This window comes from Streptomyces sp. NPDC091209 (genome assembly GCF_044757755.1).
GTDB lineage: Bacteria > Actinomycetota > Actinomycetes > Streptomycetales > Streptomycetaceae > Streptomyces.
On the sequence record NZ_JBIVVR010000008.1, the window covers coordinates 244,889 to 269,368 of the forward strand.

The 24,480-nt window shown below is 72.4% G+C and carries 11 protein-coding genes; 2 read left to right on the forward strand and 9 right to left on the reverse strand.

The window, feature by feature from the left end:
• Positions 1-13: 13 nt before the first annotated feature.
• Positions 14-1,072 (reverse strand): type III polyketide synthase, encoded by a 1,059-nt coding sequence (locus tag ACIQRL_RS24500; RefSeq protein WP_401334997.1) that lies wholly within the window; start codon positions 1,070-1,072, stop codon positions 14-16.
• A gap of 144 nt (positions 1,073-1,216) precedes the next feature.
• Here ACIQRL_RS24500 and ACIQRL_RS24505 point away from each other — a divergent pair, with 144 nt between their 5' ends.
• Positions 1,217-2,095, forward strand: coding sequence for a UbiA family prenyltransferase (locus ACIQRL_RS24505; RefSeq protein ID WP_401334999.1), 879 nt, complete (start codon positions 1,217-1,219; stop codon positions 2,093-2,095).
• A 183-nt stretch (positions 2,096-2,278) separates the two neighbouring features.
• Here the strand turns inward: ACIQRL_RS24505 and ACIQRL_RS24510 are convergent, their stop codons facing one another.
• Both ACIQRL_RS24510 and ACIQRL_RS24515 read right to left on the reverse strand, forming a co-directional pair.
• The gene (locus ACIQRL_RS24510; protein WP_401335002.1) at positions 2,279-2,848 is read right to left on the reverse strand and encodes a lamin tail domain-containing protein; all 570 of its coding nucleotides are present in this window, start codon (positions 2,846-2,848) and stop codon (positions 2,279-2,281) included.
• Between the two features lie 990 nt (positions 2,849-3,838).
• A complete protein-coding gene (locus ACIQRL_RS24515; RefSeq protein WP_037751662.1) occupies positions 3,839-4,042 on the reverse strand; it encodes a cold-shock protein in 204 nt (67 codons plus the stop codon).
• A 678-nt stretch (positions 4,043-4,720) separates the two neighbouring features.
• Between ACIQRL_RS24515 and ACIQRL_RS24520 the strand changes: the two genes are divergently transcribed.
• Positions 4,721-6,229, forward strand: coding sequence for a hypothetical protein (locus ACIQRL_RS24520; protein ID WP_401335006.1), 1,509 nt, complete (start codon positions 4,721-4,723; stop codon positions 6,227-6,229).
• 131 nt (positions 6,230-6,360) lie between these two features.
• Here ACIQRL_RS24520 and ACIQRL_RS24525 read toward each other — a convergent pair whose 3' ends face one another.
• The 6 genes from ACIQRL_RS24525 to ACIQRL_RS24550 all read right to left on the reverse strand — a co-directional run bounded on the left by ACIQRL_RS24525 (position 6,361) and on the right by ACIQRL_RS24550 (position 23,402).
• On the reverse strand, positions 6,361-7,146 hold the full coding sequence (locus tag ACIQRL_RS24525) for a hypothetical protein (protein ID WP_401335009.1): 786 nt from the start codon (positions 7,144-7,146) through the stop codon (positions 6,361-6,363).
• A gap of 69 nt (positions 7,147-7,215) precedes the next feature.
• Positions 7,216-8,088, reverse strand: coding sequence for a TauD/TfdA dioxygenase family protein (locus ACIQRL_RS24530; protein WP_401335011.1), 873 nt, complete (start codon positions 8,086-8,088; stop codon positions 7,216-7,218).
• A 111-nt stretch (positions 8,089-8,199) separates the two neighbouring features.
• Positions 8,200-8,898 (reverse strand): hypothetical protein, encoded by a 699-nt coding sequence (locus tag ACIQRL_RS24535; protein ID WP_401335013.1) that lies wholly within the window; start codon positions 8,896-8,898, stop codon positions 8,200-8,202.
• Positions 8,843-9,913: a GSCFA domain-containing protein gene (locus ACIQRL_RS24540; RefSeq protein WP_401335015.1), complete on the reverse strand. Its 1,071-nt coding sequence runs from the start codon at positions 9,911-9,913 to the stop codon at positions 8,843-8,845. Before ACIQRL_RS24540 ends, ACIQRL_RS24535 begins: the two co-directional genes overlap by 56 nt.
• Before the next feature lie 26 nt (positions 9,914-9,939).
• Complete coding sequence (locus ACIQRL_RS24545; protein WP_401335017.1) at positions 9,940-19,389, reverse strand: amino acid adenylation domain-containing protein; 9,450 nt, start codon at positions 19,387-19,389, stop codon at positions 9,940-9,942.
• Positions 19,386-23,402: an amino acid adenylation domain-containing protein gene (locus ACIQRL_RS24550; protein ID WP_401335020.1), complete on the reverse strand. Its 4,017-nt coding sequence runs from the start codon at positions 23,400-23,402 to the stop codon at positions 19,386-19,388. Before ACIQRL_RS24550 ends, ACIQRL_RS24545 begins: the two co-directional genes overlap by 4 nt.
• Positions 23,403-24,480 lie beyond the last annotated feature (1,078 nt).

Here is a 24,480-nt window from a genome sequence, read left to right on the forward strand (position 1 = left end):
GCGCCGGGCGCGGCTACCAGCGCAGCAGCACCAGCTCGCAGGCGAAGCCCGGCCCCATCGCCAGGAGCACACCCGGCGTACCGGCGGGCGGGCGGCGGGTGGCCAGCGTGTCGCGCAGTACATGAAGCACGGACGACGAGGAGAGATTGCCCACCTCGGCCAGATGACGCCAGGTCACATCGAGGCCGTCGTCGGGAAGATCGAGCGCTTCGGTGACGGCGTCCAGGACCTTGGGTCCTCCGGGGTGGCACACCCAGGCGCTCACGTCCTGCGGCTTCAGACCGTGGTCACCGAGGAACCCCTCGACGTCATCGGCGAGGTGACGGCGCACCACGTCGGGGATCTCCGGGTCCAGGACGACCTGGAAACCCGAGTCCTTGATGGCCCAGCCCATGATGCGACCGCTCTCGGGGTACAGCCGGCTGCGCGTGTCCACGATCGCCGGGCCGACGGCCTCGCCCGTACGACCCGATCCACAGGCCACCACCGCGGCGGCGCCGTCGCCGAACAGACCGGTCGCGACCATGTTGGCCGGGGAAGGGTCGCCGCGCTGGAACGTGAGCGAGCACAGCTCGACCGACAGCAGCACCGCCACCTGTTCGGGCCGGCCCAGCAGATAGTCGTGCATCCGGGACAGTCCCGCGGCACCGCCGGCACAGCCCAGGCCGAACATCGGCAGTCGCCTGACGTCCCGGCGCAGTCCGAGGCGGCCCGCGATCAGGGCGTCGATGGAGGGCGCCGCGATGCCCGTGACGGAGGTGAAGATCAGCAGGTCCACGTCGGCCGCGGACAGACCGGCGAGACGCAGAGCCTCTCGGACGGCCTTGGCTCCCATGTCCGTGGCGGCCGTGATGAAGACATCGTTCGCGGCGCCGAATCCGTCCAGGGCCTCGTACTGTTCGAGCGGCAGCGTCATGTGGCGGGCACGGACCTGAGCGCCTCGGTGCAGCCGGTCCAGGACACGGCGGTCGGCGCCCTCGGGCAGACACGTGCGGGCCACCATGTCGGTGATCTCGGACTGGGTATGGCGGTGCGGCGCGAGGGCACCGTGCACGGCGGCGATCCGCGTCATAGGGCTCCCGTCCGAAAACCGACTGGGGTGGGCTGTTCCGCATGCCTTCCCCGGACCGGTACTTCGCCACCAGGGATCGCCCGTCCGGCGGTTCGTCCCGTGGCGCGCCCGAGCCCGACGGACGAAGCCTCCTACCATCGCGGGGTGGGTACTCCCGAGCATTCGACGACCGGTGACACCGCGGGAAAAGGGTCCGGCCGGGTGAGTGGTCTGGGCCGGGCGTGCCACCCCGGGCCGGTCGTGGCCGTCACCGCACTGGCGGCGGCGCTGGCCGTGATCGCGGGCCGCGGAACCGGGGGTTGCGTCCTGGTGGGCGCCGCCGTCATGACGGGGCAGTTGTCGGTCGGCTGGTGCAACGACGCGTTCGACGCGCGGCGGGACCTTGCGGCGGCACGGCGTGGCAAGCCGGTCGTGGACGGGGTGCTCGGGGTGACGCAGGTCTGGGCCGCCGCGTACGCGGCGCTGGCCCTGTGTGTGCCGCTCTCGCTCTTCTGCGGCCTGTGGGCCGGCCTCGTGCACCTGACCGGGGTCGGGGCGGGCTGGGCGTACAACGTGCGGCTGAAGGCCACCCGTTGGTCCTGGGCGCCCTACGCGCTGGCCTTCGCCGCGCTCCCGGCGTTCGTGTCACTCGGGCTGCCGGGCCGTCCGTGGCCGGCCTGGTGGGTCCTCGGAGCCGGGGCGCTGCTGGGGGTCGGAGCGCATCTGGGCGATGTCCTGCCGGACATCCGTGGGGATCTGGCGACGGGTGTACGAGGGTGGCCGCAGCGGCTGGGGCCCGATCGTGCGCGGCTGCTGCTTCCGGTGCCTCTGGTGATCGCGTCCGCGCTGCTGGCCCTGGGGCCGGCGGGACCGCCCGGCAGACGTGAGGTGGTGGCCCTGGCGATGGTCTTCCTGGTGGCCGTGACGGGGACGGTGCTCGGACGCCGCTGGGAGCGGCTGGCGTTCGCGACGGCGATCGTCGTGGCAACGGTGGATGTGACCCTGCTGCTCGGCGGCATCGGGATCGGGACGGGCGCGCCATGAGCTCCGTGCGACGCCGTGCCCGGTGACATGCGCCGGGACGCGGAAGACCCGCACCGTCCGGTGCGGGTCTTCCTCAGCTAGTCCGTCCGACAGGCCGAGTGATCACGGGGTGTGACGGTGCCCGGCACTCAGCCGGTCATCTCCATCTCCCAGCCTCTGAACGGACGTGCCGTCAAGGGCCGTTCAGCGCCCGTGGTGGCCACCCTCGTGGTTGTCGCCGTGCCCACGGGTGTCGCCGTGCCCACGGTTGTCACCGTGCCCGCGGTGGTCGTCACGGCCGTGGTCGCGGTCGTGGTGGCGGCCCCACGAGACGCTGTCGACGAAGCGGCCGCGGTCGGTCCGCAGCGTGGCGACGTCCGAGTGGTTGTCCCACACCTCGTTGCGGCGGTCCTGGTAGAGGTCACGGCTGGTGTCGCGACCGAAGCCCGTGTGGACACGGACGGTGGAACGGCCGGCCAGACGGTAGTGGTGGAAGGTGTAGTGGTTGCCGTCCTTGTCCGACAGCGTCCAGCCGTCCAGGTTCACCCCGTGACGGTCGGCGTTGGTGATTTCCACCCACTCCGCGTTCAGGGAACGGCTGGAGCGGTCGTCAAAGCCCGGCGCGTCGGCCTGCACCCTGCTGATGGCGACGTGCGTGCGCTCGAAGCGCGGCTCCGCGGCCGAGGCCGACACGGCGGCCGAGCCGACCAAGGCGCCGGCCGCGAGAGCGGCGGCCACCATACGGCGGGCCGTGACAGACGTGGAAACGGACATGAATGCTCCTCAAGGTTCGAGAGCCGGCACACCCCGTGCGAGCACCCCGACTGCGGGGATCTGCACGGTGCGACCCTGTGCGAGTCCCGGCCCGGTGGCCGAGGACTCATAAGTTGCTCCACACCCCCGGCCGGTACGGGCAACAACCGGCCCCTGTTACCAATTGCGAACATGTCGGTTACAGGCACCTGTATCAGCCCTTTAACTGCTGAAAGCCGAAGAGTAGTTGTCTGTCATCCCCAACTCCCGTACTCCTACAGCATCTAGGTGATAAACGGGCATCCGTGACATCGTCGCACCTCACCCACCCGTCACCCGAAAGTGGGTAACACCACTCCGGTCCGATCCGACCGCGTGACACGACCGGCGGGGCTCGCCACCGGGCAGACCTCGTCACCGTGACCGGCCCCGATCCGATGGGCGGCGGCTTCGCGTAAGCGTTCTGCCAGTCCGTCACCCGATGGCGGTGCGGAACCGCACGCACGGTGGGAGGGGAAAAGAAGTCCTTCTCGGTCAGGGTGCCGCAGTCGCCCCATCGGTCCGGGAGGCCGCACGGGCCGGACGGGTGATCCTTGTCCGCCCTGGTAGGCCGACGGCCTACGACGCCGTACGCACCGCACTCGAAGCGCCGTTGAAGGGGCGGTGGAGTCGGCGCTGAAGGGGCCGGCGGAGCCGATGAGCGGGCGGGCGCTTCCGCGGCGGAAGGAAGGACACGCATCATCGACACGGCCGCGTGGGCCATGGAATCGACGCGGGATGTGACGTGGGCGAGGGAGGGCGGCGGCACTTGGGCCGTCCGATCCTCGGCGCCGATGGCGCCGGAAAGATGCTGCGCGGTCGCCCCTCGGGCGAGTGGCGCTACCGCTGCGTCGTCACGTGACGACCCGGCCGTCCGCTCGGGAGATCGGCGGAGCCTTCGCGATCCGCCGCGATGCACGGTGCCTCAAACGTGGGTGTTCCTTGAGGCACCGTGCCGGCGTGACGCAATGGTCAGGCGGGGGTGATGTTCTCCGCCTGGGGGCCCTTCTGACCCTGGGTGATGTCGAAGGTCACCGCCTGGCCTTCCTGGAGCTCACGGAAGCCACTCGCGTTGATGTTGGAGTAGTGCGCGAAGACGTCGGGGCCGCCGCCGTCCTGCGCGATGAAACCGAAGCCCTTTTCGGCGTTGAACCACTTGACAGTTCCGCTGGCCATGCCAGTGCCTCTCACTCGATGACGGATCCGCACCGCGCGGACCCGGAGGTAGTCGTCCTGGTCCTCGGGCACTGCACAGCAAAACGCCCGCACCACGGCGCGGGCAGGTACTGCGAACCACGACATCTGCCAGCGACGTTACACGGCGAGAGCGCCTCTCACCAGAGAGCAAGGGCCGTCAGGTGGACCGGTAGCGCCGACACATGAGTGCCATGGCGACTCGGTCTCCGTGAACGGACCTGGTGGCCGAGCGGAGCCGACGCGTGGGCCGCACATGGCGCTCCGTCACAAACCGTCCGCCAAGATGGCATCAAACGGGACCAAGAAGACGATCTTGCCTCGCTTCCGTTACGGCGAGGTGTGGTTGCCCGCCGTTCCGACGGCCTTCCGCCCGGCGGACCACACGGGCGCCACCGTCCCCGTGAGCGCGAAGAGCCCCCGAGGACATACCGGCCGGGTCGGCCCCAAGTGACGCAGAGCACAATCAGGAGATCCGGCCCGATGGGGTGTGTGGCATCCGGTGGGGCGGGCGGGTTGGAGATGCCGGGTTCCGGCCCTGTCGCCGGTCGCATTCTGACCGTACGCTGACAAGTCATAGAACTTCAGGCGTGATTGACGGGGGGAACCGTCATGTCCTGGGATCCTCAAGGTGCTCGTGACGACATCGTCGTTCCACCGATGCCGACCGCCCCGCCGCCCGCTCCCGCCCATCCATGGCGGGCCGTCGCGGTGGCGCTGCTGAACCTCAGCGGGCTCGGGCTCGGTTACGCGGTCGTCCGGCGCTGGGGGCTGATGGCCGTGTGCTGGGGCGCGACGGCGGTCCTGCTCCTGGTGGCGCTGCCCGCGGACCCCGACGGGGTTCCCGGCGCGACGATCGTGCTCTACCTGATCTTCCTCGCGCTCGCGGCGGCGCACGGCGCTGCCGTGGGCCTGCGGACCAGGTTGGCGTTCCTGCCGAGCGCCCTGATCGCGGCCGTGCTCGGCGTCGTACTGCTGGCCGTACCCGCCGGAGCGGTCGTCCTGTACGACGGGGCGCGCGACGAAGCCACGGAGCAGATGCTCCTGGACCGGCTCGACCGGGCGGACAAGCTGGTCGGTCAGTCCGGGAAGCAGACGTTCGAGTCCGCGGAGCCCGACTACCGCCGCGCGCTGGCCGTCTACCGCGCGCTCGGCGACGACCACCCGGGTTCACGCGCCGCCCGGCGTGTTCCCGACCGGCTCAAGACCTTCTACGCCACCGTCGGCGCCCCGTACGCGCAGAAGAACTACTGCTCGGCCGTGCCGCCGTTGAAGTACCTCCGTACCGTCCCGCGCACGATGAGCAGGAAGGAACTCGGAAACCTGGCCACCTGGCCGGACGACCGCCTGGCCACCTCGCTCTACGAGTGCGCGGCAGCCTCACTGAGCGGCGGGGGCGCGGACTGGACCACACAGTTCGGCGAGCTCCTGTCGACCTTCCCCAAGTCCACGCAGGCCGGGAGGGTGGAGCCCGCCGTGAGGACCGCGGTCGACAACGCGGTCCGGACGGTGGGCGGCGACGACCCCTGTGCCGCCGTCCAGCAGCTCAACGGTCTCGACACCCGGGTGCGCGGACTGCCCGGAGAGCAGGCCGGCCTGGCCGACGCCCTGGCCAAGGACGCCGACCGGGCCGCGCGGAGCGCGCGTTCGGGCGCGTACGCCTGCGGGGTCCATCAGTACAGGGACGGGAACTTCAGCGACGCCGTCACCACCATGAACGACTTCGCCAGGACCAACCCGCACGACAGGAACCGGGCGCGCGCCCAGAAGATAGCGATCGCCGCCGAGGTCGCGCAGACGGTGCCCGCGGCCGGCAAGCGACTGCCGACCACCGCGTCGGGCGGCAGCATCGCCGTCACGGTCAAGAACGACAGCCCCGACCAGATCACTGTCCTGTACACCGGACCGGTGACCGGGAGCTTCAACCTGGCGGCCTGCGGGAGCTGCGCCACGTACGGCCTCGGCAGCACGCTGGGGCTCGGTTTCAAGCCGTGCAGCGACAGCGGCAAGCACTACCCGCAGCGGACCATCCGGCTGCCCGTCGGCACCACCTACTTCGTGCACAAGTCCCGGAGCGGCACCGGAAAATCCCCCGCCTCGGACACCGCCAAGCTGTCGCCTGGCTACGTCTACACCGAGTGCGCGTACATGACGAGCCTCGGCTACTGAGGCGGGGCCGGGCCCCCGGATTCCGGGGGCCCGGGTGGATGAGGACCGCCGGACCGCCGGACCGTCGGACCGCCCGGCTCCCTTGTGCCGCACTCCTCCCGCGCGGTCGCGGAGTGCGCCGGAACGGCTTGTCAGACCGATGTGTCGGTCAAGGCCGCCCCCAGGCCTTCGGTCAGGTGGCGGAAGACGGCGGGGTCCGGTGGCCGGCCTGCGGGGGCACAGGCGTGGGCTGCCGCGCGGGCCTGGGATCCGGGGAAGGTTTCGGTGTAGGCGTCCGGGTCGGCTGTGGCGTAGACGTGGGCGAGAGCGGGGGTGAGGGCGTCGGCGTGAGCGGTCGCGAAGGACTCGGCGTTCGCGGCGGTGCTGAGCCGGGCATAGGCGTGCCCGTAGTCGTCGGCCTCGGCGGGCGACCGGCCGTTGGCCAGGGCGTAGTCGCGCGCGTTGGCGTGTGCCTCGGCGTAGGCGGCGGCGTGCGGATAGGCCCTGCGGTAGGTGTCGAGCAGCACCGGGTGCAGGGCGGTGGCCCAGGCCGGCTCGTCCGCGGTGTCGCCCCGGGCGGCGCGCAGGTGCAGGCCGATCAAGCGCTCGGTCGGCAGCGGAGGCGATGGGCATTCGGCCCCCGGCTCGGCTCCCGCACCGTCGCCGGGCTCGGCGACCGGTCCGCCGTCCGGCTCCGCGCGGGTCAGCAGGGGCAGGACCGTCCTGGCCTGCCACCGGTGGATCGCCGACAGTCCGGCACGGCGCAGGTCGTCCGTGCCGGGGACGCCCTCGGGCGTGGGGAGGAACTCCCGCAGGACCGTGGTCAGTTGCTCGGCCCAGTGCGGCGGGCCCCCGGGGCCGGCCGGCTCCCCGGCACGGACGCGGGTCGGCTCTCCCTCCGTGGTGAGAGACGGGTCGGTGTCGGGGGGCGCGTTCATCGGCGGTGTCCCTTGCTTCCGGGCAGGAGGGGGGCGGTCGGATGTTCGGTGGGCTGGCCCTGTTCGGTGTCAGGCCTGGGGGCGGGTGCCGTTGACCGCGACGCGACGGCCGTAGCGGCTGTGGGGGAAGTAGTCCCAGATTGCATGGTGTTGCACGCAGCGGTTGTCCCAGAACACCAGCGTGCGCGGCTGCCAGCGGACCCGGCACTGAAGGAGCGGGGTGCGGGCGATGTGCGAGTAGAGCATGTCCAGCAGGGCCGCGCTCTCGGGGCGTGAGAGCTGGGTGATGTGCGAGGTGTAGGGGCCGTTGACGAAGAGGAGCTTGCGGCCGGTGTCGGGGTGGCGCACCACGACGGGGTGCTCGTTGCGCGGGATGTCGTACTCGGGCGGTATGGGCTGTCCCATCCAGGGCAGCGCGCCGTCGTGCACGGCGGTCAGGCCGTCGAGGAAGGTCCGCATGGCCGGCGAGAGAAGCTCGTAGGCGAGGTGCATGTTGGCGAACAGGGTGTCGCCACCGCTGCCGCCCTCGGGGACGGTCGTGATGTGCAGCAGGGAGCCGAGGGAGGGTTCGGCGTCGGCGGTGCCGTCGGCGTGCCAGCCGTTGCCCGCGACGGCACGGGACTCCTTGGTCGCCCGGATCTCCAGGACGTGGGGGTCGCTGCCCTCCTCCGGCAGGGCGACCGGGTGCAGCTCTCCGAACAGGCCGGCGAAGCGCTTGTGCTGCTCGGTGGTGAGGTCCTGGTCGCGGAAGACCAGCACATGGTGGGCGAGGAACGCGTGCCGGATCTCCTTCTCCTGGTGCGGGGTGAGCTCCTCGCTCAGGTCGACGCCCGACACCTCGGCGCCGATCAGCGGTGTGACGGGATCGACGGTGATGGTCTCGTAGGGCTCGGCGGGGCGGGTGGTGAGCCGCTCGACGGCTTCCAGGGCGTGCGCTTCCATGAGGTGTCCTCACTTGTCCGTGGAGTGGGTGGTGTGGTCGTGATGTGCGGCGGGGCCGCTGGCTCACAGGGCCTTGCGGCGGGTTCGGGCAGGGGTGCGGGGCCGGCCGGGTCACAGACCCCGGTCGAGGAGTTCGGAGAGGATCAGGCGGCCGAAGCCGAGGCTGCCGTGGATGGTGTCGTCCGCCTGGCAGAACGGCGCACGTTGCAGGCCGTCGTTCCCGGTGACCCGGGCGCGAACGTCGACGCTCTCGATGCCACGGGCACGCAGTTCGCCGTGGAGTACGTCCTGGGCCGCGAAGAACACGCGGGGATCGGACATGCCGGGGACCCGCTGCGGCGGGAGCAGGACGAGCGTCCGCAGTCCGAGGGCGGTGGCGCGGTCGTAGAAGGCCAACGCGCCGGTGGCCGTGGCGCGTACGAGGTCCCTGAAGTGGGCGCTGTTCAGGAAGCCGGGTGTGTAGGCGCCGTGCGGGTCCCGGTGCACCGTCCAGTTGGCGGCGGTGGCCACGGTGTGCACGCTCAGGCCGAAGGTGCACACCAGCGGCACGGTCAGCCGGCCCAGGGCCGGGGTGTCCAGCGTGCCGAGGAACTCCCGGTACAGACCCTGCGCTTCAGGATCGCGGAAGGTGACGTCGTCCGTTCCCGACGGGTCGAAGAACGGCCCGAGGAAGTCCCGCCCGGAGCCGATCGGACCACCCGCGAAGGGGAGGTCCGCGTCCTTGGCCGCGCGGCCGACGGCTCCGGCATGGGAGTCACCGAGCAGGAGGAACCTGGCCGGGGCCGTAGTAGTCGAGTATGACGTCGTCACACCATTGCTCCTCTGCGCCGACGGTGGGGTGGGGTTGCGGGACCGTGGGCCCCGTGCGAAGGGGACGACCGGTCGTCGCGGCGAAGAAGTGCCGCATCACGAAGGCGACCCCGTCGGGGGTGACGGTGCGCAGGTTGGGCTCGTAGTGCATCGCCCGGTAGGGAAGACCCGTGACGATCTCGTACGAGGGGAAGTAGTCGACATGGTCGAGTTCGTCGGCGAGTTGACCCGCCGCGGCGCGCAGCACGGACTTGGAGTGGGTGGTCGCGACGAGGGCGTGCCGGCCGGTGGCGGTCGCCGTCAGGGGCACCGGCGAGACCGTGAGGACCATCCGCAGCCGGGAGTTGACGCTGCGGGCCAGGTCCAGCACCGCCCTCAGGTCGTCGGCCACCTCCGCGACCGTGTGGTTGCGCAGGACGTGCCGGGTGGCGTCGAAGGTGCCGCCGGCCGTGCCGGGGCACAGGGGCAGGACGGTGCCGTGTGCCGTGTCCCACCATGCCTCGGTCAGACCGAGGGTGAAGACGAGGCAGTGCGCCCGGGTCAGCGCCGTTCGGATCGCGCCGAGGGTCACCGTCCGCGCGGCGAGGGCCTGTTCGGCCGAGGCGAACCCACCCGGTTCGATGGTCGGCCGGTACGGATCGAGGAACGCGCCCTGAGCGCCCCACAGTTCCTCGGGTGGTTTCTCCTCGTCCAGCGCCCAGGCGACCCACTGGCGCAGGGCGGCGGCCGTGTAGATGTTGCCGGTGCGAAAGGAGAACCGGCGGTAGCCGCGCTTGTCCTGCTCCGCAGCGGTCAGTCCGGGCGGCGGCAGCTCGGCGTCGTACCAGTGCATGCCCTCGGCGAGCAGGGCACGGCCGATGTGGCGGGCGAAGCAGGAGCCCGCGGTGACGACCGGATCGTCGTGTCCGATGGGGAACTTGGGGCTCCACAGGTCGTGGATGTCCTGGGGGTCGGGTTCGGCGACGGCGGTGCGCCAGAACGAGCGGGCGGGCAGTCGGGTGTACGGGTGTGCCACTTCGTCGGTCTCCTCGGCTGACGGGGTCAGGAGCGGGCCGCGGGGGCGCGGCGGTCGCCGGTGGTGGTCGCGGGGGCCGCGAGGGCCTGCGGCGGGGTGGTGAGGTCGCTCGATATGGCGGCGGTCACCGCGCGCACGTGGGGGTCGGCGACGAGTTCGTAGTGGGTGGCGGGGACTTGGTGGATCCGGGTCGAGGACGGCAGAAGGGTGTTCCACTCCCCCGCCGTGGACGGAGCGGCCATCGCCACCGGGAGTTCCTGGACGGCCCGTCGGGCGAGCCACAGTGTGCTCGGGGTGCTCCTCACGCGGGGCAGCCGGTGTTCGGCCATGGCCGCGAGGTTGGCCCTGCAGCAATGGGCGAGGCGGTCGGCGTAAGCCTTGCCCTGCTCGGTGAGTGCCTCGTCGGCCCGGTTGCCCCGCAGTTCGTGCGCGAACACGGCCGCGACCTGGTCATCGTCGAGCGCGGGACGGCTTCCCGGGTCGGGGGACGGCGGGTCGAACAGATAGAGGGCTTCGGCCGGCTCGCCGCTCTCTTCGGCGAGGGCGGCCATGGTGAGGGCCGTCCACGCTCCGAACGACCAGCCTCCCAAGCGCAGTTGATGATCGGAGGCGGGGAACTTCCGTCGTACGGCGGTCAGGTAGTGGCCGGCGCGTTCGGTGAGGGACCAGTCGGGACTGTCCGGCGCGCTCAGAGCGGGGTCGGTGATCAGGCAGACCGTCAGATGGGCGGACAAGGCCGAGACCAGCGTCCGATAGGCCTGGACGTCACCGCCGACGGGGTGGACGAGGCAGAGCACGTCGGCACCGGTGCCGTGCTGCCAGACGTCGACCGCGACGGTGCGGGTCCGTTCGGCCGCGAGCGCACCGCCGGTGAGGTGGCCGAGGATCTCGTCCAGGGTGACCCGGTGGCTGAGCCGGGACAGGTCGAGGTCCGTGCCGTAGAGCCGTTTGACCTCGTCGAGAAGCTCCAGCAGGGTCAGCGAGTCCGCGCCGAGGTCGTACAGGGAAGCGGTCGGATCCAGGGTGTCCAGGCCGAGGAGGGATCGGGTCGCTTCCCGGAGCCGGGTGGCCGGGTCACCTTCCCCGTGCCCTTCCCCGTGCCCTTCCCCGGGCCCGGAGGGGACCTCCGTCCCGGCCTCGGTCGGCGCCACCGCGTCGGCGCCCGCAGCGGCGGTGTCCTCCCGCGCGACCTCGTAGAAGCGCGCCGCGTCGGCCAAGTCGGTTGTGCAGACCAGGAGACGGGGCAGCTGGAGTTCCATCGCCCGGTCGAAGACGTCGGTGCCCTCCTGCGGGGTGAGCGCGACCTGGAGGTGGGCTCGGTGGCGCGCGTCCCGGACGCGCGTGTTGTGCGCCATGCCGACCTCTCGCCAGGCGTCCCAGGCGAGTGCGGTTCTTACGGTGGCGGTGTCTTCGCCGGTGTGGTGGGCGAAGCCGTCGAGGAGGGCGTTCGCGGCGGCGTAGTCGAACTGTCCGGTCCCGCCCAGCTCGGCGGCCATGGAGGAGCAATACAGGACGGTGCCGGGCCGGTGCGTGGCGATCAGGCGCTCGGCCAGCAGGGCGCCGCGCAGCTTCGCGGCGATGGCGCGGCGGGTGGCCGGAGCGTCCCGGCGTGCCAGCAGCGCGCCGTGGGCGGTACCGGCCGCGTGGACGATGCCCGTGAGTCCTTCCAGGTGGGGGCTCAGACGGCTGGTGATGTCGTCCAGCGGCTCCTCGGCGAGGTCGGCCCGCACGCAGGTGATCCGGCCGGCCCAGGGGGCGAGCGGGGCGGGCAGTTCCGCTGTGCGGGAGAGGAGTACGAGCCTGGTGTCCGCCTCGCGCAGGATGCGGGCGGCGAGGGTGGCGCCGATGCCGCCGGTGCCGCCGAGGATCAGATGGGTGCCGGCTTGCGGCCGTGAGGAGGAGCCGGGTGCGGGCAGGCCGCCGGTGGCCATCTCGGTCACGGGCCGATGGACGGGATACCACCAGTGGCCGTCGCGCAGGGCGAGCCGTGCGGCGGGAGGTGGGCCGGCCTCGAAGAGGTCCGACAACTGGTGGGCCCAGTCGGCCGGTTCGTCATTCGGCAGGTCCACCCAGCGTACGGTCAGCCCCAGTTCTTGACGTGGCACTTCGGTGACAGCGGCCGCCAGGGCGAGTTCGGGTCTGCTCACTGGGCCCGTCACGGGCTGGGCCCCGTGGGTCAGCACCCAGGGCCGGGGCCGTGAGCCGGCGGGCACGTCCGCCAGCGCGGTGCACAGGGCCGCGACGGTGTCCAGGCAGGCCCGGACCGCGGCATCGGCCGTGGACTCGGCCACGGGGCCGCGCACGGCGAGGGGCAGCGTGTGCAGCCAGTCGGTCCGCGAGCCCGGGGTCGCCTCCAAGTCGGCGAGGATGCGCCCGAGTTGACGAGCGTCAGCGGGATCGGCGCGGTATTCGTCGGGGCCGAGGCGGGCAAAGCCGCGCGTGTCCTCCCGAACCCGCACCACGCGAACGCCGCCCTCTGCCGGCGCCGCCCAGGAGGCCGCTTCGGCCGAAGCGTCGCCGACGACCACCACGGTGCGCCCTGAGGCGGGCGAGGCCCCGGAGCGGGCCCGGCGCCAGCGGACCCAGTGGTTCTGGTGGAGCCACCGGTCGGACGGCAGCCGCGGGGGGAACCGGGGTTCCGTGTCGGCGGACGACGGGGTGCCGGAGCGGCGGAGGTCGTGGTCGGTGAGGTCGAAGGAGGGCGGCGGGAAGTCCCAGGGGGCCGGGACCGACCGCTCCCGCCAGTCGACGTCGTGGCCCGCGATCCAGGCTCGCGCCACCTCCTCCGCCGTCATGGCGAGGGCATCGACCCGCTCGGGCCGGGCCTCGCTGACGGTCGCGGGATCCAGGGCGCGCAGCCACGCCACGGCCGCCGTCGCGTCGGGAAGGACGCGTGCCGCCCGGTGGGCCGACGCCGGTCGCCCGGTGCGCAGATGGCGTACGACGTGCTCGTAGTCGCCGGGGTGGGCACTCAGGTGGTCGGCGATGCGGCGGGCGTCCGCGCGCAGCGCCGAGGCGCTGTGTGCGGACAGCGCGAGGAGCGGTGTGAACGACCCCATCACGCGTTCGGCGTCCTCGGCCGGTACGGCGTCCGGCGTCGCTGCGTCCTCGGCCGGTGCGGTGCCCTCCGCCGCTGTCGTGTCCTGGGCCGGTGCGGCCTCCTCGACCAGGAGGTGCGCGTTGGTCCCGCCGATGCCGAAGCTGCTGACCGCGGCGAGCCGTGGCCCGGTGCGCGGCCAGGGCTCCGCGGCCACGGGGACGCGGAAGGCGCCGGCGTCGATCTCCGGGTTCAGCCGGTCGAAGTCGGCGGTCGGGGGGATCGTCGCGTGGTGAACCGACAGGACCGCCCGGACCAGGCCGGTCACTCCGGCGGCCGCGCCGAGGTGGCCGATCTGGCTCTTCACCGACGACACGGCGACCCGATGGCCCGGCGGCAGTTCGTAGGCGTCCTGCAGTGCGCCCGCCTCGACGGGATCGCCGAGGCGGGTGCCGGTGCCGTGGGCCTCCACGTAGCCGACGTCGGCACCTCGGCGTCCGGCGCGGCGCAGCGCCGTACGGATGGCCGCCCGCTGTCCGGGAAGCGAGGGAGCGCTGTAACCCAGCTTGCGGGTGCCGTCGTTGTTGACGGCGGAGCCGGTGACCACGGCGTAGACCGTGTCGCCGTCGCGGCGGGCCAGGCTCAGCGGCTTGAGGACGACGACGGCGGCGCCACTGCCGCCGATGGTGCCGTCGGCGTCGGCGCTGAAGGGGCGGCAGTGGCCGTCCGGGGAGAAGATGTGCTGGGGCCGGTAGGTGTAGCCGTCGGTGAGTTCCGTGTCCACCAGGACTCCCCCGGCGAGCATGACCTCGGCGTCGCCCTGCCGGAGGAGCTGGGCTGCCAGGTGGACGCCCACCAGGGAGCTGGAACAGGCGGACTGGACGCTGAACGCGGGCCCGGTCAGGCCTAGATGGTAGGCGGCCTTGGTCGCCAGGAAGTCCTTCTCGTGGTGCAGGGCGAGCCTGAAGCTGTCGGGAAGGTCGTCGGGGCCGGCCTCGCGGATCAGCCGCTGGAAGTACGTGTTCTCGCCGCAGGCCGCGATCAGCCCGACCGGCCGGGCGGCCGGTTCGGCGATGCCCGCGTGGGCGAGGGCTTCCACGCAGACCATCAGCATCAGCCGCTGCTGGGGATCCATCAGGCGTGCCTCGTGGGGGCTGATGGTGAACCGCACCGGGTCGAAGGCCAGAGGTCTCGCCGACTGGCTGCGCGCGCCCACCCGTCGGCCCGAGGCCGGGAAGTGCTCCACGCCGCGTCCTGCGGAGGTGACGAGTTCCCAGAAGGCGGCGAGGTCGGGGGCTCCGGGCAGCCGTACGGCCATTCCGACGACGGCGACGGGCTCCGCGGACGGGCCGGTGGACACGGACGGGCCGGTGGCCGCGGACAGGCCGGTGGTGACCGACGGGCCGGTGGTCGCCAACGGGTGCAGGGTCGCGTCCGGCCGTGGGGAGGGCCCCGGCCGTGATCCCGTACCGGCCGCCTGGGGTGCGGCCGTCGGAGGGACCCCGGTGGAGGCCGGTCCCGCGAGCGATGCCGCCAGGGACCGCAGGGTGACGTGCTCGAACAGGTCGGCCATACGGAAGGACAGTCCGGGTTCCGTGGTGCAGCGCAGGTGGAATCGCATGAGGTCGAGGCTGCCGGCGCCCGCGTCGAAGTAGTGCTGTTCGGGGCGGGGCCGCTTGCCGGTGGCCTCGGCGAACAGCTTGGTGAGCCGGACTTCCGTCGGCGACAGCGCCTCGCCGGAGGTTTCCGTGCCACCGAGGTCGACGCCGTCGGCGGTGAGGGCGGCGGTTCGGTCGAGCTTTCCGCTGGGGGTGCGGGGCAGCGCGGCCAGTCGGCGCACCCGCGCCAACCTGACGTACGCGGGCAGCAGTTCGCCCAGGTGACGGTGCAGGTCGGCCGGGTCGGGGTCGGGACCCCGGCACTCCAGGCAGGCGACGAGTCGGTCCTGCTCGGCGACCACGACCGCGTTGGTGACACCGGGATACCGGAGCAACGCGGCCTCGACCTGGCCGAGTTCCAGGCGGTGCCCGCTGAACTTGATCTGCGCGTCCTCGCGTCCGGCGTAGTGCAGCAGCCCCTGTGGGTCGAAGCGGGCCAGGTCGCCGGTGCGGTACAGGGTGCCGCCGTGGGGGCCGGAGGTGAAGCGGCCGCGGTTGAGGCCGGGATCGCCGAGGTAGCACGGGGCGGCCATGGGGCCGCCCACAAGGAGGCGGCCGGTCACGCCCGGCGGGGCGGGGTGGCCCTCCTCGTCGACGACCCGCAGTTCGGCGTGGGCGACCGGGCGGCCGATGGCCGGGCGCAGTGGCCACGCGGCCGGATCGCCGCTCAGGCACAGGCCGCTGACCACATGGGTCTCGGTCGGCCCGTAGTGGTTGTAGAGGCGGGCGCCGTCCAGTCGGGCGAACCAGCGGCGGATCGCGTCCGTGCACACCAACTGCTCACCCGCGGTGATCACTTCGCGCAGCCGGGCGGGGTACTGCCCGCTGCGGACGCCGTGTTCGGCGAGCAGTTGCAGGGCCACGTACGGCAGGAACAGGCGCTCCACACCGTCGGTCTCCAGCCGCTCCAGCAGGGTGGCCAGGTCCTGGCGCCAGGCGGGTTCCACCAGACGCAGCAGGCCTCCGGTGCACAGGGTGGTGAGGATCTCCTGGAAGGAGACGTCGAACGACAGCATGGAGAACTGCTGGGTGACGGCGGGTCCGGCCGGTCCCGCCTCGTGCTGCTGCCAGGCGATCAGATTGCACAGGGTGCTGTCCGGGACCTGGACGCCCTTGGGGACGCCGGTGGAGCCGGAGGTGAACAGGGTGTAGAGCGGCCGCTGCGCCGAGTGCGGACCTCGACCGGCTCCCGCCGGAGGCAGGTCCGCGAGGGCGAACGGGTGCCGTGCCAGGCTCTCCGGGGCGACGGCGTCGAGGGCCTCGGCGGCGCCCGGGGCGTACAGGACGCAGAGCGGCTCGGCCTGCCGCAGGACATGGTTCAGCAGGGCGGGCGGGTAGGCGGGGTCCAGGGGGACGACCGTCAGGTTGAGGCGGGCGCAGGCGAGCAGGGCGACGATGTGCTCGGGGGACGGGTCCAGGTAGAGGGCCACCGCGGCCGGGGCGGCGGGGTCGGCGGGCAGCGGGTGAAGACGTTCGATCCTGTCGGCCAACGAGGCTGCGTACGCGTCGAGTTCGGCGTAACTGAGAGTGGTCGTCGAGTGGGCGAGCGCCGGCGCGTCCGGGGTGCGCCGCACCTGGCGTGCGAAGCCCTCGGCGATCGTGGTGTACTCCGGGGGCAGCGCGCTGCCGCGACCCGTCGCGGCCGCACCGGTCCGCCAGGGTGCGACGAGTTCGGCCACGGTGCCGTCCGGGTCGCGCGTGAACTGGTCGAGGGCCGTGCGGAACAGCCGGGTCACGGCGTCGACCCGGTCGGCCGGCAGCCGAGCGGGATCGTACTCCCACAGGGCTTCGAGGCCGGAGTCGTGTTCCACGACGGACAGGGTCAGGGCGCACTTGGCGCCGGGAGGGTCGGTCCACAGCGGCCGTAGCGCGCAGCCCGGCAGGCGCAGTGCGTCGAACTCGGTGTTCTCCAGGACGAAGAGGTAGTCGAAGAGGGGGCCGCCGGGACGGAAGGCGTGGTCCTCCAGGACGTCGGCGAGGGCGATCTCCTGGCCGCTCAGGACGGTGTCGGCGTGGGTCGCGTGTTCATGGAGCTGTGCGCGCAGGCTGCGTCCGGGCGCGGTGTGCAGGGGCAGCAGGACGGTGTTGGCGAACATCCCGACGGTGTCCGCGAATTCGGGTCGAGAGCGGCCCGTCACCGGGGCGGCGACCAGGGGGCGGCTCTGTCCGGTCACGCCATAGACGGCGCAGGCGAACGCGGACAGCAGCAACTGGAAGCGGGTCACGCCTTGTCGGGCGGCGAATCGGTCGAGTTCGGCGCGGTGTGCCGGGTCGATGGAGGTCCGCGTCAGACGGGCGCCGCGCTGGGAGCCGGAGCCGGGTGCCGTCTCCAGGAGGGGGGAGGGTTCGGCGGCTGCCCGGTACTGCCCGGCCAGGCGGGTACGGGTCCGGCCGTACGCGGGGCTGCCGCGCCACTCGTCCTGCCAGGCCGCGAAGTCGAGTGTGGTGACGGTCGGTCCGGGGGCGGTGGCCGCCGGGGTGCCGTCGCGTGAGGCGGTGTATTCGGTGCCGATGTCGCGGAAGAGCAGGTTGAGCGACCAGCCGTCCACCGCGATGTGGTGCAGGTGGAGCAGGAGCACCCCGCCGTCGGGGTCCGGCAGGAATCCGGCGCGCAGCATCCGGGGGTCGGCGAGGTCGAACCCGGGAGCGAAGAACCGGCGGGCCGACTCCTGCCATGCCTCCCCCGCGCGGGTGTCGGCGGCTCGCCAGGGGTCGTAGGGCTCGGCGGTCTCCTGGACGAGTCCCTGCGGGGTGGCGGTCAGGCCGGTGCGGAGTGCCGGGTGGCGGGTGACCAGGGCCCGAAGGGCGTGCCGGAGCGCGTCGCGGTCCACGGCGCCCTCGATACGGAAGGCCAGCGGGACGTCGTAGGAGCGGTCCTCGGGGTCCCGTTGGCGCAGCAGCCACAGCCGTTGCTGTTCGCTGGTCGCGGGGGCGGTGCGGGTCCCGGGGGCGACGCGGACCGGCGGGTGGATGCGGGTCGGGGCGCCGGCCCCGTGGACGGCTTCGGCGATGGCCGCGAAGTCGGCGCGCAGGACGAGTTGGTGCGGGAGGTCGGCGCCGTGGCGTTCCAGGAGGGCGAAGCGGAGGCGGAGCGCCGCGAGGGAGTCACCGCCGCTGGGTATCCAGCGGTCCTGCGGTCGCAGACCCCGTACGCCGAGAATCTCCTCGGCCAGCTCCAGCACTCCGCGCTGGTCCGCGGTGACGGGCGTGTCCGCCTGCGGCTCGGCGCGCCAGGGTGTGCCGCGCTCGCGCAGCAACCGGGCGGCGTCCACCTTGCCGTTGACGGTCAGCGGCAACTCCCTTACCCGGTAGGTGTGGTGGGGCCGCATGTACGTCGGGACGGCGGCGTCGAGATGGCGTTCGTACGCCTCGTGGGACAGATCCCCTTCGAGGACGAGGAAGGCGAGAAGTTCGTTCCGGCCGCTGTCGTCACGCCGGGTGCACACAGCGGCGCGGCGGACGGCGGGGTGCGTCATGAGGCCGCGTTCGATCTCACCCGGCTCGATGCGGAAGCCGCGCACCTTGACCTGGCGGTCGGCTCGTCCGAGGTACGTCACCAGGCCGTCCTCGTCGAGGCGGACGAGGTCGCCGGTGCGGTACCAGCGGGTGTCATCGCCGCTGCCGGGCAGCGGGGCGAAGCTGCGGGCCGTCTCCTCGGGGAGGTTGCGGTAGCCGAGGGCCAGCGCTTGGCCCGCCAGGAGGAGTTCGGCGACGGTTCCGGGCGCGGCCGGGGTGCCCTGTTCCGTGACGGTCGCGCAGCGCGTTCCGTGCAGGGGTGTGCCGATCGGGACCTCGTCGCCCTCGAAGTCCCGGGGCACGGCGAAGCACAGGGCGAACGTGGTCGCCTCCGTGGGCCCGTACACGTTGTGCAGGGTGGTCCGGGCGTCCGGGTTGGCCCGGTACCAGGCGCGGAGGATCCCGGCGTCGACCCGTTCCCCTCCGACGAGGACCTGACGGGCGGCGGCGAAGCAGTCGGGGACCTGGTCGACGACCACGTTGAACAGGGCCACGGTGATGAACACGGTGTCCACGGCCCGGTCGCGCAGTTCCTCGGCCAGCCGGACCGGGGCGTGCACCACGCTGTCGTCGAGGACGACGCAGGTGCCGCCGGTGAGCAGGGGTGTCCAGACCTCGAAGCTGAGGGCGTCGAAGGCGGGGTTGGCCAGGCAGGCGTAGCGGTCGCCGGGTTCGAGGCGGAGGTATCCGGGGCGGGCCAGGCGCAGCACGCCCTCGTCGGTGACCTCGACGCCTTTGGGCCGGCCGGTGGTGCCGGAGGTGTAGAAGAGGAATCCGGTCTCCGCTCCGTCACCGCGGGCGGGCTCTTCGGGCACCGGTCCGGGGGCGGTGAGCGCGTCGGCGGTGAGCGCGACCGGGTGACTCACGACGGCCGCGGCGACCTCTGCGGCCGGAGGGAGCAGCCGCTCTGCCGGGTCGGCCTCGTCGGTCCCGTCGTGGACGAGGGCGACCGTGGCCGAGTCCTTGAGGATGTGGCCGCGTCGGTCCGGCGGGCTGAGCCGGTCCAGAGGGACGACCGTGCAGCCGTTGCGGCGGATGCCGAGCATGACGCAGACGAGCTGCCACGAGCGGGGCAGGGCCACCGCGACGGCTTGTCCGGGGCTGACGCCGGCGGCGCGCAGCCGGGCGGCGACGCGGTCCGCGAAGGCGTCGAGTTCCGCGTAGTCGATGACGCGGCCGGCGTCCTCGACGGCCGGCGTGTCCGGGGTGCGTGCGGCCTGCGCGCGGACGGCGTCGGCGAGGCGCGACAGGACGGCGTCGCTCATCGTCCCTCCCCCGCCGGGATGGCCTGGCCGGGGTGGACGGGCGCGGGGGGTGGTGCCGAGTGGTGGGTGAGTTCGGCGGCGATGACGTCGGCGACCCGCCCGGCCTCGGTCTTCTCCAGCATCTCCCAGTGGTCGCAGGGCACGGGTTCCACGCGGAAGTGCCCCTGGGCGCGCCGTTGCCAGAAGCCGCGCACGTCCTCGTGACGGGGGGTGTCGGTGCCGTCGCCGACGGCCTGGGCCAGCACGAGCCGGGCCGGTGACGGGTGCGGCCGGTGGTCGCGGGCGGTGGCGCGGTTGTGGTTGTAGATCCGGAAGTACCGCTCGACCTGCGCGTCGTCGATACCGGGGTACATCCCGTTGAACCTCACGAGTTTGTCGCGGAATTCGGTCATGTCGACGGACTGCATCTCCGCGCGTTCGGCCGGGTCGTCGGTGGCCTGGGTGTCGAGCAGGACGACACTCACGTCGGTGTGGCCGGCGCGGGCCAGCAGGCGGCCCATCTCATGGGCGACGAGGCCGCCGTAGGACAGACCGGTGAGGACGAGCGGGGCACGGTCGAGCGGGCCGAGCAGGTCGAGATAGGCCTCGGCCATGGCCTCGACGCTGGGCAGAAGGTCCTCTCCGGGGTTCACACCGGGCGACTGGATGCCGTACAGGCCGACCCCTTCGGGCAGCCGGGCGGCGAGGGGCAGATAGCAGAACGCGGTGCCGCCGGCGGGGTGGACGCAGACCACCCGCGGGGTGCCGGCGGTGGAGTGTGTCCCGGCCCGGAGCTCGACCAGGCTCCCGGGGGGCTCGGAGGTCCCGCCGGCGCGCAGGGTCCCGGCGAGCGCCTCGATGGTGGGGCGGCGCAGGATCTCCGCGACGGGGATGTGGGTGCCGAACTCCTCGGCGACCGCGTGGGCCATCTTGATGGCGGCCAGGGAGGTGCCCCCGAGTTCGAAGAAGTCGTCGCCGATGCCTATGTCGGGGTGCAGCAGGATGTCCCGCCATATGCGGTACAGGGCGTGTTCGAAGTGGTCGCGTGGGCTGGCGGTGTTCACCTGGTCGCTGTGGTGGGAGCGGGCGAGGTCGAGCAGGGCGTGGCGGTCGACCTTTCCGCTGCGGTTGAGCGGCAGGTCCGGCAGGTCGAGGACGACCGCCGGGATCATGTAGTCGGGCAGGTGCCGGGCGAGCGCGGTCCGCCACGGATGCCCGTCGTCCCCGGCGGCCGGGCCGCGGCCGACGGCCGCCACCAGGCGCGGCCCGCCGGGGGCGTCCCGGTCGGTGAGGACGGCGGCCTCCCGCACACCGGGCTGGGCGAGCAGCGCGGCCTCGATCTCGGCGGGTTCGATACGGAATCCGCGCAGCTTCACCTGGTCGTCGGCGCGGCCCACGTAGTGGAGTTGCCCGTCGGGGAGCCGCCGGGCCAGGTCGCCGGTGCGGTAGAGACGTTCACCCGGCAGGTAGGGGTCGGGGACGAATCGTTCCGCGGTGAGATCGGGTCGGTTGAGGTAACCGCGGGCCAGGCAGGCGCCCCCGAGGTACAGCTCACCGACAGTGCCCGGGGGTACGGGCCGGCGGTGGTCGTCGAGCAGGCGCAGCCGGGTGTTGCGCAGCGGGCGGCCCAGCGGGCTCTGCCGGTCCAGGGGCCGCGGGTCGTAGTGTGCGGTGCTGTACAGGGTCGCCTCGGTGGGCCCGTATCCGAAGCACACCTCAAGTCCGGGGAGATGGCTGGTGAGGCGGTGCAGGGCCGCCTCGGGGAGCGCCTCGACTCCGGTGAGCAGGGTGCGCAGCCGCAGGCCGCGGAGGCGGGTTCCGGGGTCCTCGTCGAGCCAGCGGACGTACGCCGGGGGAAGGAAGGCCTGGACGACGCGGTGCTCGCGCAGCCAGGCCACGAGGGCTTCGGGGTCGCCGCGCAGTTCCTCGGGCACGATGTGCACGCTGCCGCCCGTGGTCAGCGGGAGGAGCAGTTCGTGCACGGAGGCGTCGAAGCCGATGCTCGCCCAGGCGGATCCGGCGTCGCCCGGCCCGGTGCCCATCCGTTCCTGCCAGTTGTCGAAGAGGTTGAGCACGCTGCGGTGTTCGACGGCGACGCCTTTGGGGCGGCCGGTGGAGCCGGACGTGAAGATGACGTAGGCCAGCATGTCCTGGGCCCGCGGTACGGCCGGGGGCGGCTGCGTCGCCGCCGTGCCCCGCGCCTCGATGGCGGCCAGGGACGACCAGCCCGAGGAGCGGGCGTGTTCGGGGCTGTCCGTCAGGACCAGGGGGCAGGCGGCATCCTCGACCATGCCGTCGAGCCTGGCCCGCGGCTGGGCGGGATCCAGCGGCAGATAGGCCGCGCCCGCCTTCATGATGCCGAGGATGCCGACGAGCAGGTCGGCGGTGCGTCCGGTGTGCAGGCCGATCACATCGCCGGGGCCCACGGAGCGGGCGGCGAGGGCGTGGGCGAGCCGGTTGGCCCTGCGGTCCAGCGTCGCGTAGTCCGTCGTGCCGTCCTCGCAGACGACCGCCGGCTGCCGCGGCCGCTCGCGGACCTGTGCCTCGAACAGATCGAGGAGGCTGTCGGCGGTGAGCGGGGAGCCGGGTGCCCACGGGACCGGCGCGGTGAGGCCGGGTACGTGACGTGCGGCGTGCTCGGGAAGGCCGCCGCGGCCGGTGCCGTCAGAGGTCGGGGGTGTGGTGGCCTCGCCCTCGGCGAGCAGGCGGTCGCGGTCCTCCCGGCTCATCAGGTCGAGGGCGCCGATCTCCGTCTCGGGTCGGCGGGCGAGGTCGGTGAGCAGGCGTCGCAGGTGGTCGGCGTAGCGCCGGGCCGTGGCGGCGTCGAAGAGGGCGACGGCGTAGTCGAGATGGCCGGCGAGGGCGCCGTCGGACTCGGTGACGGACAGGGCGAGGTCGAACTTGGCGGGCGCGTGCGGGATGGGCAGCGGTTCGGCGGTGACGTCGTTGAGGCGCAGCAGGCCCGCGCGGTCGGGGACCCAGGCCAGCATGGTCTGGAACAGGGGCGGATGGGCCGCGCTGCGCGGCGGGTTGACGAGTTCCACGACCCGTTCGAAGGGCAGGTCCTGATGATCGAGGGCGGCTCGCACGACAGCGCGGACGCGGGTGAGGGCCTCGGCGCCGGACGGTGCGCCGGACAGGTCCGTACGCAGGGCGAGGGAGTTGGTGACGAAGCCGATGAGGGAGCGGGCTCCGGGGTCGCGGCGGTTGGCCACCGGACTGCCGACAACGATGTCGCTTTGTCCGGAGAGCCGGGACAGCAGGATCGTCCAGCCGGTCAGGACGGCCACGAAGAGGGTCGCGCCGTGTTGCCGCGCGAGGGTGCGCAGAGCCGTCGTGTCCTCCGGGCCGAGACGGAACTCGACACGTCCGCCGGTGTATTGCTGTTCGGCGGGCCGGGGACGGTCGGTGGGCAGCTCCAGCAGCGGGGGCGCGCCGTCGAGGGTGCGTCGCCAGTGGGCTTCCTGGGCCGCGAGCGCTCCACCGGCCACGGAGGCGCGCTGGGCGGCGGCGTGGTCGGCGTACTGGACGGCGAGCGGCGGCAGCGGGTCGGCTTCTCCGACGAGCAACGCCTCGTAGAGTGCGGCCAGTTCGCGCATCATGACGTTCATCGACCAGCCGTCGTAGACGCTGTGATGAAACGTCAGCAGCAGGACGTGAACCTCGGGTTCGAGCGTGACCAGATGCCCGCGGCACAGCGGCCCGGCCGAGAGGTCGAAGGCGACGCGGGCCTCGGCCTCGCGCAGGGCGGACAGCGCCTCGGGCGCGTCCGGGCTCCCCGCCAGTTCGGTGCGGAGCAGGAGGAATCCCGCGACCGGCGGATCGACGCACTGCCGGAGCTCCCCGTCGACGGCGACGAGCCGCGTGCGCAGCGCCTCGTGACGGGCGACCAGCGCGTCGAGGGCCTGTCCGAACACGTCGGTGTCCAGGGGCCCTTCGAGCCGGAAGGCGAGTGCCTCGTTGTAGGCCTCCTTGGCTCCCGGCAATTGCGACAGGAACCAGAGACGCTGCTGCGCGAAGGAAGCATCTCGCATACGGGGCGGCGCGCCCGCGGTATTACTCAAGGGTAATCCCGCATTCCGCAGGCCGGGATCACGTTGGATTGCGTGGGGGGATTTCTGCACAGCCGAAACCTGGCCTTCCCATGTTTTGGGGAACGGTTGGCGTCGTTCGACCGGACGGACGGGATCACCGCTCGGAGAGCCGGGAAGCACGGACGACCGCGAAGAGCCGAAGGGAATAGGGGTCGGGAATGGCGTCGCGAACAGCGACGACGCACAGAGGAGGCTGGGGGACAGGTCGAACGCCCGGCCGGGCGGTCATACCAGGAGAAGCCAGGCATTCGGACGAGGATGAAGGGGCGAGTGGCCCCACGGGCCGCTCCCGTCGGACCGGAGCGGAGGGCGGACTGCCCGATCTACCGCAGGACCCCGAAGTCCTCATGGACAGTCATGACCTGTTCTCCCGCGCGATCGGTGCTGCGCACGTTGACTCCCTCGGCTTCACACTGAACAGACGAAATCACATTCCCGTGAGTTCCTTGAAGAGCTCGGGAAGCGCAGTGTGATCATCGATCAGCCACTCAACCGATGTCAATGACCTTCAGGTCAAAGCAAGTTGACGATGCCTCACGGTATGACCACTCTTCCCTCGGTGACCTGGTGATTCCGAACGGAAAATCGGAGCGGGTGACGAAGTGCGTTGTGCGAGGTGGACTTCAGGAGAAGGTCCGGGGATTCCCGCCCACCGGCGGACCGGGTCGCCGCCCGCGGACTCAGGAGGCCTCGGACCAGCCGTCCGAGGTCGAGCGACTCCTCGTGGAAGCCCCCGGACTCCCGCTCCCCGCCGATGCGATGGATCCGATGCGGTCCCGGCGAGGGGACGGACCTCGCGCACCGCGCCGTGGTCCCGTCCCCGCGGGCCGCACCTCACAGGCGTCGGCGCGTGAGTGTGTGGAGCGCGTAACCCCCGCTGATCGAGCGGTGTGACAACCGCGTAATGGGCACTTCGTAGCGTCGGTGGAGGAAGGTACCGATCACACGGAGGGGCCGCTCGTGACCACGAACACCCAGCGGGTACGGACGGTCTGCTCGTACTGCGGTGTCGGCTGCG